Source organism: Streptomyces sp. NBC_01077 (genome assembly GCF_045162855.1).
GTDB lineage: Bacteria > Actinomycetota > Actinomycetes > Streptomycetales > Streptomycetaceae > Streptomyces.
This window is the reverse complement of record NZ_CP108669.1, coordinates 1,913,072-1,929,674: the sequence shown is the minus strand read 5'-3', so window position 1 is coordinate 1,929,674 and position 16,603 is coordinate 1,913,072. Positions and strand designations below refer to the sequence as shown.

Genomic DNA, 16,603 nt, shown 5'->3' with positions numbered 1-16,603 from the left:
GCGCCACGACATTTCGCGCAGCGTCACGTTCTCCGCGGTCGTGCCGATGGCGGGCATCGGCGGCATGTCTCCGCAGACGGCCCTCGCCTTGCAGCGCAGCATCGGCAACGCCGCGGTCTCCCGTCTGATCGAAGACTCCCGCCACCAGCACGGTGCCGGTTGCGGCCATGGCCAGAGCACCGCTGACGCGCCCGCCCCGCCGGTGCAGCGTTCCGCTGTCCACGACGTCCTGCGCAGTGCCGGAAGCCCTCTGGACGACAGCACGCGCGGCGACATGGAGTCGCGTCTGGGTGCCGACTTCTCGGACGTCCGCGTCCATGACGACGGTGCCGCTCGTGCCTCGGCAGCCGAGGTCGGCGCCCGCGCCTACACCTCCGGAAACCACATCGTCATCGGCGACGGCGGTGGCGACCGGCACACCCTCGCCCACGAGCTGACCCACGTCATCCAGCAGCGCCAAGGCCCGGTCGCCGGAACCGACAACGGCTCCGGACTGAACGTCTCCGACCCCTCGGACCGCTTCGAACGCGAAGCGGAGGCGAACGCCCGGCGTGCCCTGTCGGGCTCGGCTCCGCCGGCTCAGCGTTCTGTTCAGCGCATGACCGAGGAGACATCCTCATCCTCCACGCCGGCCCGGCCTTCCCTTCAGCGTATGGAGGAGGAGACGACGTCGTCGTCGTCCTCCGCGCCGGTCACGCAGGGAACAGCGGTCGCGACCGATCAGGAATTCGGCATCGAGGTCAGGACCAAGTCGGAGGCAGCGCTCCATGGACTCACGAAAGAAAACACCCTCGTTGTGGACGCGGGACACTCCGGCGACATGTACCACATTCGGGCCGCCATGCTCCTCGACCCGACCCTCAAGCTCCTCATGTACGGCATGTTGAGCGACTTCAGCGAGAGGGACGACAAGAAAAGGATCACTGATTTCCTGCGCAACACCAGGATGGCGGAGGAGAACTCCGACCCGGTCAAGGTCGCGCAGAGGGGAGAGAGGACGGAAGCGCTCAAGCAGAAATTGCGTGAGATCCAGATAGGTGCCGGGGCGGGGATCAAAGAGGAGGGCATCTCCGCCGAGGTGAAGAAGGAGCGCAAGGATCAAATGAAGCGCGACGTCGATGCGGCAAAGACGGAAGCAGGGCAATACGACGCCGACCTCGCGAGAGAGATCGACGAAGCCGCCACGGCACAGATCAACAGGGAGAGGGAAGAGCGCCCCGGGAAGAAGCGAGGTCTCGACCGGAAGGCGTCGCACATGTTCCAGCTCAGCAGGGACCTGGGGCCCGGCCGGATCTTCTACACCAAGAAGGGTTCCGGGGAGGACCTCGGGCTTCAGCACGGTGGCGGGGAGAATCTCTCCACCACCAAGTTCAAGACCGGCATGCTGGAGAGGAACGCCTGGGTCGGCGCTGAAGACGGCGCGGCGAAGATGGAGGGGTTCTACCACGACTACGCAGCCCCGGACGGCGCCACCGAGCGTGCCTTCAAGGATGCGTGCGCGGATCCCGATCACCTACTGAGCAGGTTCAAGAAGGACGTCCCGTACGTCATCGTGAACTTCCGGGACAGTGGCCATACGGGGGAAGGGAACGCCCCCGCGCTCGACACCGGCCGGGACGGCCTGGCCCAGATCCAGGACATGATCAGGCAGAACCCCGAGCTGGGGGGCGCACAGCCGGTTCCCATCGGCGGATATCCGTCTCCGGCCACCGTCGAGGGGCCGCACCTGCTTGAGTACTGGACGTGGCCCGAGACGAGGGACCGCCGCTCCCAGCTGGCGCTGTTGAGGTTCCTCCAGGAGAACTTCACCATCCTCGGCGCGGTGGGGATGCGCAGCGGAGTCACCGATCAGTTCGCTTTTGCGGGGATCAAGACCCTGTCCATCGACATTTCCCCGTACCAGTCCAGGCCCGGGGCGGATGCGACGGGCGGGGTGGACAACGACACCAAGGTGGAGGACTACCCGTCCAAGGGCTGGGAGCGCGGCGGAAAACTGGAAGCGATCTTCGGTCCACAGTACGGACGGGCGTTCCTTCACGAGGCCAGGGAGAATGACCGTGAAGTCCCCGACCTCGAATGGGCGGGCGCCTTCGGGGGCGAGGATCAGGCAATGATAGAGGACGCGATAGGTCACTATTTCGCCCCCACCCGCGCCGCGGGCAGGACCGTAGCGACGGATGACGAATTCCGGCACCGGTCCCATCCGCTGCATGCGGCCAGCCGTGAAGAGTTCGAGGAGAGCACCACGTTGGGGCCGGACAAGAAGCGGGCGATCCGCGACAGGATCGCGGCGCAGGTGAAGCAGGACGAAGAGGACAGGAAGTTCAAGAACAAGGTCTAGCAGTGCTTCGTCACGGGGTGGGGTGATCTCGCTTTGGGCCGTGTCCGGCGGATCACGGGCGGGCCGGACCAGGGCTCCCGGCAAGTGGCGTACTCCGGCCCCGCCGGGCCGACGACCTAAGCTTCCTCCGGCACAGGCCTCGACCCAGGAGCGCGCACCATGACCGACCGCGACCGGCAGTATCCGTACCCCGACGCGCTCCGCCCGGACGCGGCGCCGGCCCCGCACGAGCTGCTCGGGCCGGTGACCGGACTGCTCGGTACCTGGGTCGGCGAGGGCCGGGGCGGGTACCCGACGCTCGCCGAGGACTTCACGTACGCGCAGGAGGTCACCTTCAGCCACGACGGCCGGCCCTTTCTCCACTACGAGGCGCGCGCCTGGCTGATCGACGCGGAGGGCACCCCGCTCCGTCCGGCGGCGCGGGAGAGCGGCTGGTGGCGGCTCAAGCCGGAGGGTCATGTCGAGGCGCTGATCACCCAGCCCACCGGCATCGCGGAGATCATGGTCGGCCGCGCGGAGGACGGCACGGTCGATCTCTCCACCCACACGGTCGCCCTCGCCCCCACGGCCAAGGACGTCGAGGCCACCCGTCGCCGCTACACCCTGACGGACGGGGACACCCTCGACTTCGTCCACGACCTCGCCGCCGTGGAACAGCGGCTGCAGCACCACCTTTCGGCACGACTGCGGCGTGAGGACGGGAAGTAGCACCATGCGGAACGTGAACGACGACGACCCGTACCTGTGGCTGGAGGACATCTCCGGCGAGGCCGCGCTCGCATGGGTGGCCGAGCGGAACGCGGAGACCTCGGGGGCGGTGGCCGGGGGCGACGCGTTCGGGGTGTTGAAGGCGCGGCTGCGGGAGGTGCTCGACGCCTCCGACCGGATTCCCTACACCGTGCGGCGCGGAGAGTACCTGTACAACTTCTGGCGGGACGCCGAGCACGTGCGCGGGGTGTGGCGGCGTACGACCCTGGAGCAGTACCGCCGGGCCGCCCCCGCGTGGGAGGTGCTCCTCGACATCGACGCGCTGGCCGCCGCCGAGGGCGAGAAGTGGGTCTGGGACGGGGCGCGGGTACGGCGACCGGAGTACGACCGGGCCCTCGTGCGGCTCTCGCGGGACGGTGGGGACGCCGTCGTCGTGCGCGAATTCGACCTCGGTACGAGGGAGTTCGCCGACGACGGGTTCCGGCTGCCCGAGGCGAAGACGCGCATCGGGTGGGTCGACGCCGACACCGTCCTCGTCGGTACGGACCTGGGCCCGGGCTCACTGACCGACTCCGGCTATCCGCGCACCGTCCGCAGATGGCGGCGCGGAACGCCGGTGGAGGACGCCACCCTCGTCTTCGAGGCCGAGCAGGGGGACGTGGCCGCCTGGGGGTACCGGGACACCACGCCCGGCTACGAGCGGGAGTTCGTCGGCCGCTCGCTGGACTTCTTCCGGAGCGAGACGCACCTCCTGCGCCCCGACGGCACCCGCGCGCGGATCGAGGTGCCCGACGACGCCAGTGCCTACGCCCATCGGCAGTATCTGATCGTCACCCTCAAGTCCGAGTGGCTCGGGCAGCCGACGGGTTCACTGCTCGCGTTCGACTTCGACGCCTTCCTGGCGGGCGACCGCACTCCCGAGGTGCTGTTCACCCCCGATCCGCGGACCGCACTCGCCGGGCACACCTGGACCCGTAACCACCTGATCCTGGAGACGATGCGGGACGTCAGCACGCATATCGAGGTGCTCACCCCTGTTCCCGGCGGCGGATGGGCACGCGAGCCGCTCGTCGGCGTTCCGGCCCTTTCGGCCGTCAGCGTCGTCGACACCGACCCCGACGTGTCCGACGAGTACTTCCTCGACGTCTCCGGATTCCTGCAGCCCTCCACCCTCCACCTCGGGCGGATCGGCGCCGGCTCCGAAGTCCTCAAGCAGGCCCCGCACCGCTTCGACTCCGCCGGTCTCACCGTCGACCAGCACTTCGCGAGCTCCCGGGACGGCACGCGCGTGCCGTACTTCGTCATCGGCCCCGACCGCGCCACCACACCCGGTCCCGGTCCCGCCCTGCTCTACGGCTACGGCGGCTTCGAGGTCTCCCTCACCCCGTTCTACGGCGCGGTGACGGGCCGCGCCTGGCTGGAGCGCGGCGGTACCTATGTCATCGCGAACATCCGCGGCGGCGGCGAGTACGGCCCCGACTGGCACCAGGCCGCGCTCGGCGCCGAACGCCCCCGGGCCTTCGAGGACTTCGCGGCCGTCGCCGAGGACCTCGTCGTACGGGGCATCACCACCCCGGCCATGCTGGGCGCCAAGGGCGGCAGCAACGGCGGGCTGCTCATGGGTGCGATGCTCACCCGCCATCCCGAACTCTTCGGCGCGATCGTCGCCCAGGTGCCGCTCCTCGACATGACCCGCTTCCACAAGCTCCTCGCGGGCGCGTCCTGGATCGCCGAGTACGGTGACCCGGACGACGAGGCCGACCGCCCGCACCTGGAGGCGCTCTCCCCGTACCACCGGCTCGCGGCGGACCGGGACTACCCGCCGGTCCTGCTGATGACCTCGACCCGCGACGACCGCGTCCACCCTGGCCATGCCCGGAAGACGGCGGCCCGGCTGCGGGAACTCGGCCACCGGGTCCTGTTCCACGAGAACACCGGCGGCGGTCACGCGGGCGCGGGCGACAACGAACAGGCCGCCCACAACAGCGCGCTCGTGCACACCTATCTGTGGCAGCAGCTCACCGGCGCCGAACGTCCGGTCATCCCCGGACCGGTCACAGCCACCCCGAACGCTGTGCCTGCAGCGCCATCTGGAACCGGCTCGTAGCCCCGAGCCGGGCCATCAGGACCTGCACCCGGCGGAAGAGCGTACGACGGCTGACGCCGATCTCCCGGGCGATCACCTCGTCGCTCGCGCCGGCCGCGAGCAGCCGGAGCAGACGCCGGTCGGCGGGCAACAGCCCCGCCGGCCGGGCCGAACGGCCGTGGAACGGCAGCGCGTTCTGCCAGGCCTGCTCGAACAGCGCCACGAGCGCGGAGAGCAGCCCGCACGGCTGCACGACGAGCATGGTGTTGTACACGTCCGTCTCCTTGATCGACAGGGCGACCAGCGCGTATGCGTCGTCGATGATCACGAGCTTGACCGGTACCGACGGGAGGACCCGCGCCTGCTCGCCGGCCTCGATGACGGGCTCGATGGAGTTCTCCAGCTGCCCCGGATGCTCAAGTGACTCCCGCGAGTACACGACCCGTTGCGTCACCCCACGCGCGAGCGTGGCCAGCGCGTCGTCCGTGGCGCCGTCGAGGGGGAAGTACGGCGGCGAGTCGAACTGCCGGATCTGCTCCCGGGCACTCGCCCACGCCTGACGCATCCGGAGCCCGATGGCGTCGCCGGTGACGACCTCCACCAGAGGGTCGTGATACCCGGCGAGCCGATGCCGCCGGAACGACTCGAACGCGCCCCCGACGGTGATCCGGGACGCGTCGAGCTCGGCCGCCCGCCGCCGCCCGAGGATCTCCAGGCCCGCCGTCGGCGGCACCGGCGCCACCACGTCGGAACCCTCCTCGGCGGCGCTCGCCAGCCCGCAGTCGACCAGCTCGCGGTACGCCTCCGCCAGCGCGGCGTCCCCGAGCCCGGCCGCGGAACCGATCGAACTCAGCGGCGCGGGCCCGAGCTCCAGGAGCGTCCGGTAGACCCGGGCGCCCTCCTGTCCGATGCCCAGAAGCCGGAGTGCCTCGCTGAGTTTCTCGTTTGCCATGCACCGATTATCGACGTCTTCGATTCGGGACCGTCGGTCCCCGCCGTTCGTGTGCCGTGACGGGCTTGAAGGCCACCTCGGAGGGCCGCCGACAGGGGTCGGCGACCCCGGGGCCGACCGCCTCGGGACAGGCGTCCACCCTTCCCTCCCAGGCGTTCGCCAATCCGCTCTGACCTGGTGCTTTGTGGGAACTCGCCTAGGCTGACGGAGGTCTGGAAGACACCGTCGGAGGGGACTTCATGAGCGACGCCGCAGACATGTTCGACGCCGGCCGTATCCAGGTGATCGAAGGCCTTGAGGCCATTCGGAAGAGGCCGGGGATGTATGTCGGATCGACCTCGCAACGAGGTCTGCACCAGATGGTGTTCGAAGCCCTGAACCCGGCCGTGCACGAGGTCCTGATGCGTGGTGCGGGCTCCGTCGACGTCACGCTCACGTCCGACGGCGGCGTCCGGGTCGCCGACGACGGGCCCGGCGTCCCCTTCGAGAGTGCCGGGGACGCCGCCGCTCCCGGCCTGGAAGCCCAGCTGACAAGCTTGTACGCCGGGTGGGAGCTCGGCGGACACCGTGGGGCGAGGCGTGACCTCTTCGGTATCGGGCTGAGTACCGTCAACGCGCTGTCGAGCCGCCTGATCGCCGAGGTGCGGCGCGAGGGAGTACGCGAGATCCAGGAGCACGCGCGCGGTGTCGCGCTCACCCCGCCCACGCCCGCCGGGCCGGCGACCGGCAGCGGGACCACCCTCGCCTTCTGGCCGGACGCCGACATCTTCGAGACGACGGAATGCTCGTACGACGTGCTGGCGGAGTGCTTCAGGGAACTCGCCTTCCTGAACCGCGGCCTGCGCATGTCACTGACCGACGAACGCCCCCCGGGCGGGGCCGTGACCGAGCGGTTCGAGGGCGGGGTACGGGACTTCGTCGCCTTCCTGGAGACCGACGTCAAGGGCGAGCCCGCCCACCCGGACATCCTCGACTTCGAGGTGGAGGACCCGCGGATGGCGGGGTCCGTGGAGGTGGCCCTCCGGTGGTGCGACTCACGGGACGCGGTGGTCCGAAGCTTCGCCAACAGCCGTCGCACGCATGAAGGCGGCGAACACGTGGAGGGCTTCCGCGCCGGACTGGCGGCCGCGCTCACCGCGTACGCGAGGGAGCGGCGTCTTCTGACGGCGGCGGACCCGGGTCTCGATGCCGACAGTGTCGGCGAGGGCCTCACGGCGGTCGTGTCGGTGAAGCTCGACCGGCCGGAGTTCCACGGAGCCACCCGCACGCTCCTGGCCGGCGCCGAGGTGCGCTCCTGCGTCGAGGCGGCCGTCCGCGATCACGTCGGCACGTGGCTGGAGCGGCACCCGGAGCAGGCATCGGCCGTCGTACACCGCATCGTCCGGGGAGCGGGCCGGGACTGAGCCGCCGAGCCGCGGCGCTGCTACTCACCCACGGGTGAGTAGCAGCGCCCACGCGCCGTGCAGGGTGGCCGTCCTAGGCTCTCGATCATGAGTGCTGTTGCCCGAAGCCGTCCGGGCCGAGTGGTGCGGCCCTTCCTCCACGGCCTGATCGCCGTGGGCCTGGTCGCCGCCGGTTACTACCTGTGGAACGGCCCGCCGTACCCCGAGACCGACCCCGACGCGGTCGCCGCGCGCCTCAAGGCGCAGGCGCAACGGGTCTACGACGAGGCCGCGCTCCCCGGAGCCCCCGGTGTGCAGTTCCGGGTGGAGACGGGCACCTGCTCCTACCGCGGCCTCAGGTCCGTCGCCCACATCGACCGCGGCCGCCTCGACGTGCGCAGCTTCGGGCTCACCTGGCGCTTCACGGACGTGCCGGAGACCAGCGCCCGTGCGGCACAGGCGCGCACCCGCCTCCGCCTGGAGCGGGACGGCTGGAAGCTCGTCAGCGAGAACGTCTCGGACCTGGGCTTCCGCTTCGAACACCCCCGGACCGGAGACAAGGTGGACGTCGACTGGTACGAGCCCACGGGCACCTTCGCCCTCAGCGCCTATGCGCCCTGCGGCAAGCTGCCGGACGGCTTCTCCGAGTACGACTGGCCGACCGCCGCCTGGACGCCCCGCTAGACGGTGCGGGTCTGGCCGATTCGTGCCACTGGCGGTCTTCGGCAACCGGTGCCCACGTCGCGGAGTACCTTCCGGGAGTCGCCGGCCCACGGCGGCCGAGGAACCCACCCGGAAGAAGGAGCAGGACGTGGCGAAGGGTCGCAAGAACGGCCTCTACGAAGGCGTCTCCGAGGAGCTCTCCGCCCTGATGAGGTCGGGGTGGGCGGACACCGAACGGCACGGGCTCGAGCCCGACGAGCAGGCCCCGCACGCGGCCCGCCGGCGCGCCGAGCTGTCCGCGCGCTTCCCCGGCGAGCGCCTCGTGATCCCCTCCGGCAACCTCAAGACCCGCTCCAACGACGACACGTACCCCTTCCGCCCGTACACGGGATACGTGCACATGACCGGCGACCAGGCGCGCGACGGCGCCCTCGTGCTCGAACCCCGCGCGGACGGCGGCCACGACGCCTACTGCTACCAGCTGCCCCGCGACAGCCGCGACAACGACGAGTTCTGGATCGGCAACACCGCCGAACTGTGGATGGGCCGCCGCCGTACCCTCGCCGAGGCAGAGGTCGTCCTCGGGCTGCCCTGCCGCGACGTCCGCACGGCCGCCGCCGACCTGGCCGCCGCCGGCGGCGTCCCCACGCGGATCGTCCGAGGCCACGACCCCGCTCTCGAAGCCGCCGTCACCACCGACGAGGAGCGCGACGACGAGCTGGAGGAGGCGCTCTCCGAACTCCGGCTCGTCAAGGACGCCTGGGAGATCGGCGAGATGCGCAAGGCGGTCGACTCCACCGTCCGCGGGTTCACCGACTGCGTCGGCGAGCTGTCCCGGGCCGTCGCCTCCTCCGAGCGGTGGATCGAGGGCACCTTCTTCCGACGGGCGCGCCTGGAGGGCAACGCCGTCGGCTACGGCTCCATCTGCGCCGCCGGCGAGCACGCCACGATCATGCACTGGACGGACAACGACGGCCCGGTCCGGCCGGGCGAACTGCTCCTGCTCGACGCCGGCGTGGAGACCCGTTCCCTCTACACCGCCGACGTCACCCGCACCCTCCCGATCAGCGGCACCTTCACCCCGGTCCAGCGCCAGGTGTACGACGCGGTGTACGAGGCCCAGGAGGCCGGCATGGCCGCGGTCAAGCCGGGTGCCCCGTACCGCGACTTCCACGAGGCGTCCCAGCGGCACATGACGGCACAGCTCGTCGAGTGGGGCTTCATCGAGGGCCCCGTCGACCGTGCGTACGCCCTCGGCCTCCAGCGCCGCTTCACCATGGCCGGCACCGGGCACATGCTCGGCCTGGACGTCCACGACTGCGCGCAGGCCCGCACGGGGGAGTACGTCGGCGGCGTGCTCGAACCGGGCATGGTGCTCACCGTCGAGCCCGGCCTCTACTTCCAGCCCGACGACCTGACCGTGCCCGAGGAGTGGCGGGGCATCGGCGTCCGGATCGAGGACGACCTCGTGGTCACCGACGACGGCCACGAGAACCTGTCGGCGGGTCTGCCGCGTTCCTCGGCCGAGGTCGAGGCCTGGATGGCCCGCTTCGCGGGCTAGGCCGAGTCCGGAAAGTCCCGTACGGAGCACGGGAGCCGGCGGTCCTTCATCCCCTCGACGGTGCGGTCCAGGGGATGGAGGGCCGTCAGGGCCGTTGTGCGATCGGCCTGCGGATGTCGTCGCGTATCTTGCGGGTCTCCGCCGCCGCCAGTTCGAGTGAGCCGGTCGGGGTGAACGCGATCGCGACGGTGGTGTTGTCGTCGCCCCAGCCGCACACGGTCTTCTGGTCCACCGTCTCGCAGCGGAAATCGACGTCCGAGCCGGGAACGCGGATCGTTCTCGGCGGATCGCTGACGGTCTCGCTGCCTGTGACGGTCATGGCTTCCACCAGGGCGTCCCGACGCCCCTCCGGGTTCTTGTACCGACCGGAAGAGCCGTATACCTGCACCGTTCGGAACGCGGCGGCGTTGTCGGTACCGGTGCTGGTGACGGTGTAGTCGGCGCTGAAGTGCGTTGCATCCCGCTGGCTTCCGCTGTCCGGTTGCGGGTCCGGAGGGAGGCGGTTTTCGATGTCCCACCCGTACGCGCCCCCCACGATCGACTCGGGAATGACGAGCTCGTGCGTGGCCTTGGGGAAGGACTCGTCCGAGCCCAAGCCCCCGGACGCGTAGATGCCGTAGCCCGCGCCGCCGAGCACGATCAGGGCCCCCGCCACACCGGCGGCGAGCAGCGCGGTGCGCTTCTTCCCGGGCGGGGCGGTCTTCGTCTCCCGGCTCGGGGTTGCCTGCTGCGGGAAGCCGGGCGGGGACTCGGCGCGCGGGGCCGCGGCAACGGTCGCGGCATGGGCGATGTCCCCGCCGGTCGACGCGGCAGCCGACCCGGCGGTCGGCGTCGGCGCGGACGGCACGGCCGGCGAGGGCTGGGTCGGCGGGTGGGCAGCCGTGGCCGGCGCCGGCTCCGGAGCGTTGTCCGGCGCCAGCAGGTCCAACAGCCGTTTCGGGGTCGGCCTTTGTGCCGGATCCTTGGCCAGACAGGCGGCGACCACCGGGCGCACGCCCTCGGGCAGGGCGGACAGGTCCGGCGGCTCGTGCACGGCCCGGTACATCAGCACCATCGGGGTGCCCTCCCCGAACGGATGGCCACCTGCCGCCGCGACCAGCACCGCGCCCAGCGCGAACACATCGGCGGCGCCGCCGACTTCGAGACCCTGAGCCTGCTCGGGGGCCAGGAAACCAGGGGTACCGAAGGCCGCCCCGGTGGAGGTCAGCCGGGTCGACTCCAGGGCCCGGGCGATACCGAAGTCGAGCACCCGCGGGCCGTCATCGGCCATGATGATGTTGCCGGGCTTGAGGTCGCGGTGAATCAGGCCGCAGTCGTGAATGGCCTGCAGTGCCTCCGCCAACGCCGCGCCGAGCAGCCGCAGTCGGGCCTCGTCCATCGGACCGCGTTCGGCGAGCAGCCCCGACAGCGTCGGCCCCGCGATGTAGGCGGTGGCCAGCCAGGGCGCCGCCGCCTCCGGGTCGGCATCGACGACCTGCGCCGTATGGAACCCGCCGACCCTGCGGGCGGCGTCGACCTCCGCGCGGAACCGGGCGCGGAAGTGCGGGTCGGCGGCCAGCTCGGGGCGGGCCACCTTGACGGCCACGGTACGTCCGCCCCGGGACCGTGCCAGGTACACCGTCCCCATGCCGCCCGCACCCAGCTCACGTTCCACGGCGTAATCGCCGATGCGCTCGGGCAGATCCATGCCGTCCACTCGCCACCCCCTGTGCCGCACGCCCCCGTTGGAATGCCGCCGGTCAGTATGGCCGACCCTTCCGCCCGACGTCACCCGGGGCATGGGCGGTACCGGTACCTATGATGATCACCGTTTGGGCAGTGAGTCCCCTCGGGCAGTGAGGGGAAGCATGATCGACGTCGACGGGTATCTGGCCGTCCTGGGGGTCGCCCGGCCGGCGGCCCCGACCGCCGAGGCGCTGTGTGCCCTGCACCGGGCGCAGGTGGAGCGGGTCGCCTACGAGAACCTCGACATTCATCTGGGCCGGCCGACGAGCATCGGCACCGCGGAATCCGTGGCCCGGATCATGCGCGGGCGCGGCGGCTACTGCTACCACCTCAACGGAGCCTTCAGTGCGCTGCTGACGGCCCTCGGCTACGACGTCACGCTGCACCGGGCCGGGGTGCAGGGTGACGTCGAGGACCCCGCGGGCCCGGCCGGCGACCATCTCGCGCTCACCGTGCGGCTCGACGGCGAGCGGTGGCTGGTCGACACCGGGCTCGCCGGCGGAATGTACGAGCCGCTGCCGCTGCGCGAAGGCCGCTACACCCAGGGGCCGTTCACCTACGCGATGGCCCCGTCGGTGGCGGCGCCCGGCGGCTGGCGATTCACGCATGACCCCCGCGGCGCGTTCACGGCGATGGTCTTCGCGCCGGACCCCGTGGAGCTGTCCTCCTTCGCCGACAAGCACGCGTGGCTGTCCACCTCCCCCGAGTCCGGCTTCGTTCGGACCCTCACCGCCCAGCTCCGCGATGCCACGGGCGTGGACGTGCTGCGCGGCTGTGTGCTGCGCCGGATCGAGGCCGGGGGTACGGACGAGCGGACGATCGACTCGGCCGACGACTGGTACGACGTACTGGCCGGCGTGTTCCGGTTGGACCTGACCGACGTCGCCGCCCCTGCGCGAGCGATGCTGTGGCACCGCGTCCACACCGCGCACCAGGAGTGGGAGGCCGCGGGGCAGCAGTGAGGAATGCCTTGTGCGGGGTTCGGCCTCCCCACTGCTCCCTAGGTGTATTGATCACGAGCGTTGTTGACAGTCGCAGGTCTTGATCATGGCGAAGACCTCCGGTGTGGTGGAGGTGTCTAGGCTCCACACCGCACACGGAGGTCTTCGTGTCCCACCGTAATGCCCGGCTGACCGTTCACGGCAGGCGGATCCTGGTCGAACGCGTCCTGGCAGGACGGCCGGTTGCTCATGTGGCGGCCGAGATGGGCATATCGAGGCCCACCGCCCACAAGTGGATTCGCCGCTGGCGGATGGAAGGCGACGCGGGCCTGGTCGACCGCTCCAGCAGGCCGCAGCACACACCGCATCGCACCCCCCAGGCCGTCGAGGCCCGCGTCTGCGATCTCCGCCGCACCCGCAAGCTCGGCCCCGCCAGGATCGGCCCGGTCCTGGGCCTGCCCACCTCGACCGTCCACCGGATCCTGACCCGCCACGGGCTCAATCGGCTGGCCTGGCTGGACCGGCCGACCGGCACGGTGATCCGCCGCTATGAGCGCGACCGGCCCGGCGAGCTGATCCACGTGGACGTCAAGAAACTCGGCCGGATCCCCGACGGCGGCGGCCACAAAACCAACGGCCGCGAGGCCGGCAGGCCAATCCGCGGCATGGGCTTCGACTACGTCCACTCCGCTGTCGACGACCACTCCCGCCTGGCCTACAGCGAGATCCACCCCGACGAGAAGGTCGCGACCTGCGCGAGCTTCCTCACCCGCGCGGCCGCGTTCTTCCACACCCACGGCATCGACCGGATCGAACGGGTCCTGACCGACAACGCCTGGGCCTACCGCAAGGGCCTGGCCTGGAAGACCGTCCTCGCCGACCTCGGCGCAACCGGCAAACTCACCCGGGCCTACCGGCCGCAGACCAACGGCAAGGTCGAACGCTTCAACCGCACCCTGCTCGATGAGTGGGCCTATCTGCGGCCCTACACCTCGAACAACGAGCGGACCGAAGCCCTGGCAGACTTCCTCCACACCTACAACCATCACCGCTGCCACACAGCACTCGACGGCAAGCCACCCATCAGCCGCGTCAACAACGCTGCGGGTCAATACACCTAGGTCGTCTCCGGGGTCTCCTCGGGACCGGCCAGGTCCGCCGGGCCCGCCAGGTCCTCGTACAGGGCGAACAGGCGGGGGAGGGGCGGTCCGGAGTCCGGCGCGGGGCGGTTCGTCAGCGCGGTCCAGACGGTGGCGAAAAGCTCGCGCGCCCGGGTGCCCGGCCAGGGCCGGGGGAGCAGTTCGGGGGGCAGCAAGGGATCGGGCCGCATGGCGTACGTGAAGGCGGCGGCGAGCTGGACGGCGAGCGTCAGACGCTCGGGATCCGTCAGATGTCTGAGATCCGTCAGGCGCTCGGGATCCGTCGGATGCTCGGGGTCTGTCAGTCGTTCGGGGTCCGGCAGGGTCTCCGGGCCTTCGGGCCGCTCCAGGGCTGCCAGGCAGCTTGAGGCGAAGGCGGCCAGTCGGTCGTGTCGGGCCGCGATCTCGTCCAGGGGCCAGAGCGCGGCGGCCAGCGCCTGCGGCTCGGTGACGTCTCCGACCCGTAGGTCGGTGCTGGTGAGGTACGTGACCTGGCCGGGGACGCCGAGATGGTGGGCCTGGGCCTCGACGAGCGGCTCGATCGGGTTGGCGGCGACGTACAGGCCCCCCTGGAGAGGCGCGGCACCGAGGCCGAGCAGGGTGTCGCGGAGCGCGTCGCGGGCGGCCCGCGCGGACTCCGGAACGGCGAAGGCGAAGAGGTGCCAACTGCCGTCCCAGGGGTCGAGTCCGCGGTCCTGCCGGTAGGCGAAGCGGACATGGGCGGCGTCGGGGGCGATCGTGCCGGTGGGGTCGGCGACCGCGCGGAGGACGGCCTTGCGCCCCCGTCCCTCGTGGGTGAAACGACCCTCCGCGACAAGGCGCTTGACGCAGAGCCGGACCTGCTGGTCGGTCATGGAGAGCAGCCCGGCGACGGTGTAGAGCTCCCCGGCGTCGACGGTGCCGTCCGTGCGGACGAGGGCGTGTACGAGGGTGCGGGTGGGGATGGGGTTCCAGGCGGGGTCCTCGGAGGCTCCAGAGAATTCGGCGCTTGCGGCGTCTCCGGTGACCTCGGTGACTTCGGCGGTCCCGGTGACGCCAGCGGCCCCGGGATTCCCGGCCTTCGTCGCGGTGCCTCCGGGCTTCATCGGGTCTCCTCGCTCTGGTGGGAGTCGGCCGCAGTGACGGGCCGGTGCATGGTCGTGACGGCGCCGAAGCCCATCAGGCCGCGCAGATACGGGGTCTTCTCGGTGCGGACGGCGACGAAGCCGTGCCGCTCGTACAGGGCGCGGGCGCGCGGGTTGACGTCGATGACGTCGAGCCGGATGCGGCGGCAGCCCGCTTCGGCGGCCACGGCCGCGATCTCGCGCAGGAGCAGGCCGCCGATGCCCGTGCCCCGGTGCTCGGGGGCGACCGCGATGCCGTCCATCACCAGTTCGCGGTCGGCCGGCCGGCGCCCCAGGAGGCCGAGAAGAGCCAGTCGGGGCAGCCCGCGCACCACCCCGTACGCGGCGAGGACATCCGATGCCCCGCCGCCCGTGAGCCCTCGTCCGTCGAGCCGGTAGCCGGCCACCCCCGCCACCTCGCCGTCGACGAGCGCGGTGACGGCGCGGTCGCGGTGGAGGTGGGCCGCGAGAAAGGCGCGGGCCTTGTCGGGCGGGTTCAGGGCGGCGCCGAGCTTGCGCCCGAACGCCTCCCAGTACAGCGCGGCGACCCTGGCCTCGCTCCCTTCGGGCACGCCGCGGCGCACCACCGACCGTGTGTCCATCGGTGCTCCTCGTTCTCGTCGGACGGGCTTGCGCTATCGATAGTAATACGTTCATTCTCGATACGGGCGTTTCAGATTCGATAGTTTTGGGGGAAGGTCATGAACCTACGAGCGGCAGAACGGGGCGGCGGAGGTGGTGGTCCGGTGGTCCGCGCCGGCGGCGATGCCGACGGCTCCGGCCTCGGCGTCGGAGCGCGACTCGCGCACGTCGACGCCCTGCGCGGCTTCGCCCTGTTCGGCATCCTCGTCGTCAACATCGGCTACATGGCGTCGACTTACCACGGCTCGGGGCTGGAGGACCCCGGCTTCGGCTCGGCCCTCGACGGTGCGGTCCGGTGGTTCGTCACGGTGTTCTTCGAGGCCAAGTTCTTCCTGCTGTTCTCGTTCCTCTTCGGCTACAGCTTCACCCTCCAGCTCACCTCCGCCGAGCGGAGTGGTGCCCGCTTCGGCCCGCGCTTCCTGCGGCGCCTGGCGGGCCTGTACGTCCTCGGCGTCCTGCACGCGGTCCTGCTGTTCCCCGGCGACATCCTCACCACGTACGCCGTTCTCGGCCTGATCCTGCTCGCCGTGCGCCGCATCGGGCCCCGCACGGCAGTCCGTACCGCCGTCGTCCTCTTCGCGGTGACGGCCGCCCTGTACGTCCTGCTCGCGGTCGGCGTGCATCTGACGGGCGGCGCGGGGGTGGACCCGGGGGCGGCGGCCGAGGCCGAGCGTGCGGCGGAGGCGCTGCGCGGCGGCCCCGGTGCGGTGATCGGGGAACACCTGGGGCAGCTGCCCGACGTCGTGTTCCTGCTGGCCTTCTTCCAGGCTCCGGCCGCGTTCGCGGCCTTCCTCCTCGGTCTCGCCGCCGGGCGGGGCCGTGTGCTCGGGGACCTCGCCCGCCACCGTACGACCCTGGTCCGGCTCCAGTGGGCGGGCTTCACGCTGGGGCTCCTCGGCGGCGCCGTGTACGCCCACGCGAGCCTGGTGCGCCCGGGAGGCGCGTACCAGATCCTCGCCCTCGGGATCGACGTCGTCACCGCGCCGCTGCTCGCCGCCGCGTACGCCGCCACCGTGCTCCGCCTCACCCAGGGGCGCCTCGGTGGGCGCACGGTGGCCGTACTCGGACCGGTGGGCAGCATGACCCTGACCGGCTATCTCGCTCAGTCGCTCGTCTGCGCCCTGCTGTTCACGGGGTACGGGGCGGGCCTCGTCGGCCGGGTGTCGCCGCCGACGGTGCTCGCGACGGCTCTCGCGCTCTTCTCCGTGCAGATCGTCGTCAGCCGGTGGTGGCTCCGGCGGTACCGGTACGGCCCCGTCGAATGGCTGCTGCGGGCCTGGACCACGCTGACATGGCCGCCCCTCCGGCGCGCGGAGGTGCACGTGGGTTGATTCGGTGTGGCCGATTCAGGGGTGGGCCG

General features: G+C 71.2%; 12 protein-coding genes and 1 pseudogene. 9 read left to right on the top strand and 4 right to left on the bottom strand.

The annotated features are described in order from the left end of the window. Positions 1-46 precede the first annotated feature (46 nt). From OG462_RS08425 to OG462_RS08415, 3 genes and pseudogenes are all read left to right on the top strand, one after another. Positions 47-569: pseudogene (locus OG462_RS08425) on the top strand (DUF4157 domain-containing protein); the annotation flags it as partial. A gap of 1,931 nt (positions 570-2,500) precedes the next feature. Further along, complete coding sequence (locus tag OG462_RS08420; RefSeq protein WP_406055988.1) at positions 2,501-3,049, top strand: FABP family protein; 549 nt, start codon at positions 2,501-2,503, stop codon at positions 3,047-3,049. A gap of 4 nt (positions 3,050-3,053) precedes the next feature. Beyond that, entirely contained in the window at positions 3,054-5,156 is a 2,103-nt protein-coding gene (locus OG462_RS08415) for a prolyl oligopeptidase family protein (RefSeq protein WP_406055986.1), read from the top strand. Here OG462_RS08415 and OG462_RS08410 read toward each other — a convergent pair. Next, entirely contained in the window at positions 5,104-6,087 is a 984-nt protein-coding gene (locus OG462_RS08410) for a LuxR family transcriptional regulator (protein WP_406055984.1), read from the bottom strand. The two genes, OG462_RS08415 and OG462_RS08410, sit on opposite strands and share 53 nt — an antisense overlap. Positions 6,088-6,326: 239 nt before the next feature. On the opposite strand from OG462_RS08410, the gene OG462_RS08405 reads away from it, so the two are divergent. From OG462_RS08405 to OG462_RS08395, 3 genes are all read left to right on the top strand, one after another. Further along, the gene (locus OG462_RS08405; protein ID WP_406055982.1) at positions 6,327-7,490 is read left to right on the top strand and encodes an ATP-binding protein; all 1,164 of its coding nucleotides are present in this window, start codon (positions 6,327-6,329) and stop codon (positions 7,488-7,490) included. A gap of 87 nt (positions 7,491-7,577) precedes the next feature. Then, entirely contained in the window at positions 7,578-8,153 is a 576-nt protein-coding gene (locus OG462_RS08400) for a hypothetical protein (protein WP_406055980.1), read from the top strand. Positions 8,154-8,280: 127 nt separating this feature from the next. Further along, a complete protein-coding gene (locus tag OG462_RS08395) occupies positions 8,281-9,693 on the top strand; it encodes an aminopeptidase P family protein (RefSeq protein ID WP_406055978.1) in 1,413 nt (470 codons plus the stop codon). A gap of 85 nt (positions 9,694-9,778) precedes the next feature. On the opposite strand, the gene OG462_RS08390 is transcribed toward OG462_RS08395, so the two are convergent. Further along, complete coding sequence (locus OG462_RS08390; protein ID WP_406066431.1) at positions 9,779-11,380, bottom strand: serine/threonine-protein kinase; 1,602 nt, start codon at positions 11,378-11,380, stop codon at positions 9,779-9,781. A 160-nt stretch (positions 11,381-11,540) separates the two neighbouring features. On the opposite strand from OG462_RS08390, the gene OG462_RS08385 reads away from it, so the two are divergent. Together OG462_RS08385 and OG462_RS08380 are read left to right on the top strand one after the other, a co-directional pair. Next, positions 11,541-12,380, top strand: a complete 840-nt coding sequence (locus OG462_RS08385; protein WP_406055976.1) for an arylamine N-acetyltransferase — start codon at positions 11,541-11,543, stop codon at positions 12,378-12,380. A gap of 146 nt (positions 12,381-12,526) precedes the next feature. Continuing rightward, complete coding sequence (locus OG462_RS08380; RefSeq protein WP_406055974.1) at positions 12,527-13,480, top strand: IS481 family transposase; 954 nt, start codon at positions 12,527-12,529, stop codon at positions 13,478-13,480. Here OG462_RS08380 and OG462_RS08375 read toward each other — a convergent pair. Together OG462_RS08375 and OG462_RS08370 are read right to left on the bottom strand one after the other, a co-directional pair. Beyond that, positions 13,477-14,583: a PaaX family transcriptional regulator C-terminal domain-containing protein gene (locus OG462_RS08375; protein ID WP_406055972.1), complete on the bottom strand. Its 1,107-nt coding sequence runs from the start codon at positions 14,581-14,583 to the stop codon at positions 13,477-13,479. The two genes, OG462_RS08380 and OG462_RS08375, sit on opposite strands and share 4 nt — an antisense overlap. After that, positions 14,580-15,203, bottom strand: coding sequence for a GNAT family N-acetyltransferase (locus tag OG462_RS08370; protein WP_406055970.1), 624 nt, complete (start codon positions 15,201-15,203; stop codon positions 14,580-14,582). The genes OG462_RS08375 and OG462_RS08370 overlap by 4 nt, the downstream gene beginning before the upstream one ends. A gap of 99 nt (positions 15,204-15,302) precedes the next feature. Here OG462_RS08370 and OG462_RS08365 point away from each other — a divergent pair, with 99 nt between their 5' ends. Then, positions 15,303-16,574: a DUF418 domain-containing protein gene (locus OG462_RS08365; protein WP_406055968.1), complete on the top strand. Its 1,272-nt coding sequence runs from the start codon at positions 15,303-15,305 to the stop codon at positions 16,572-16,574. The last annotated feature ends 29 nt before the right edge of the window (positions 16,575-16,603 follow it).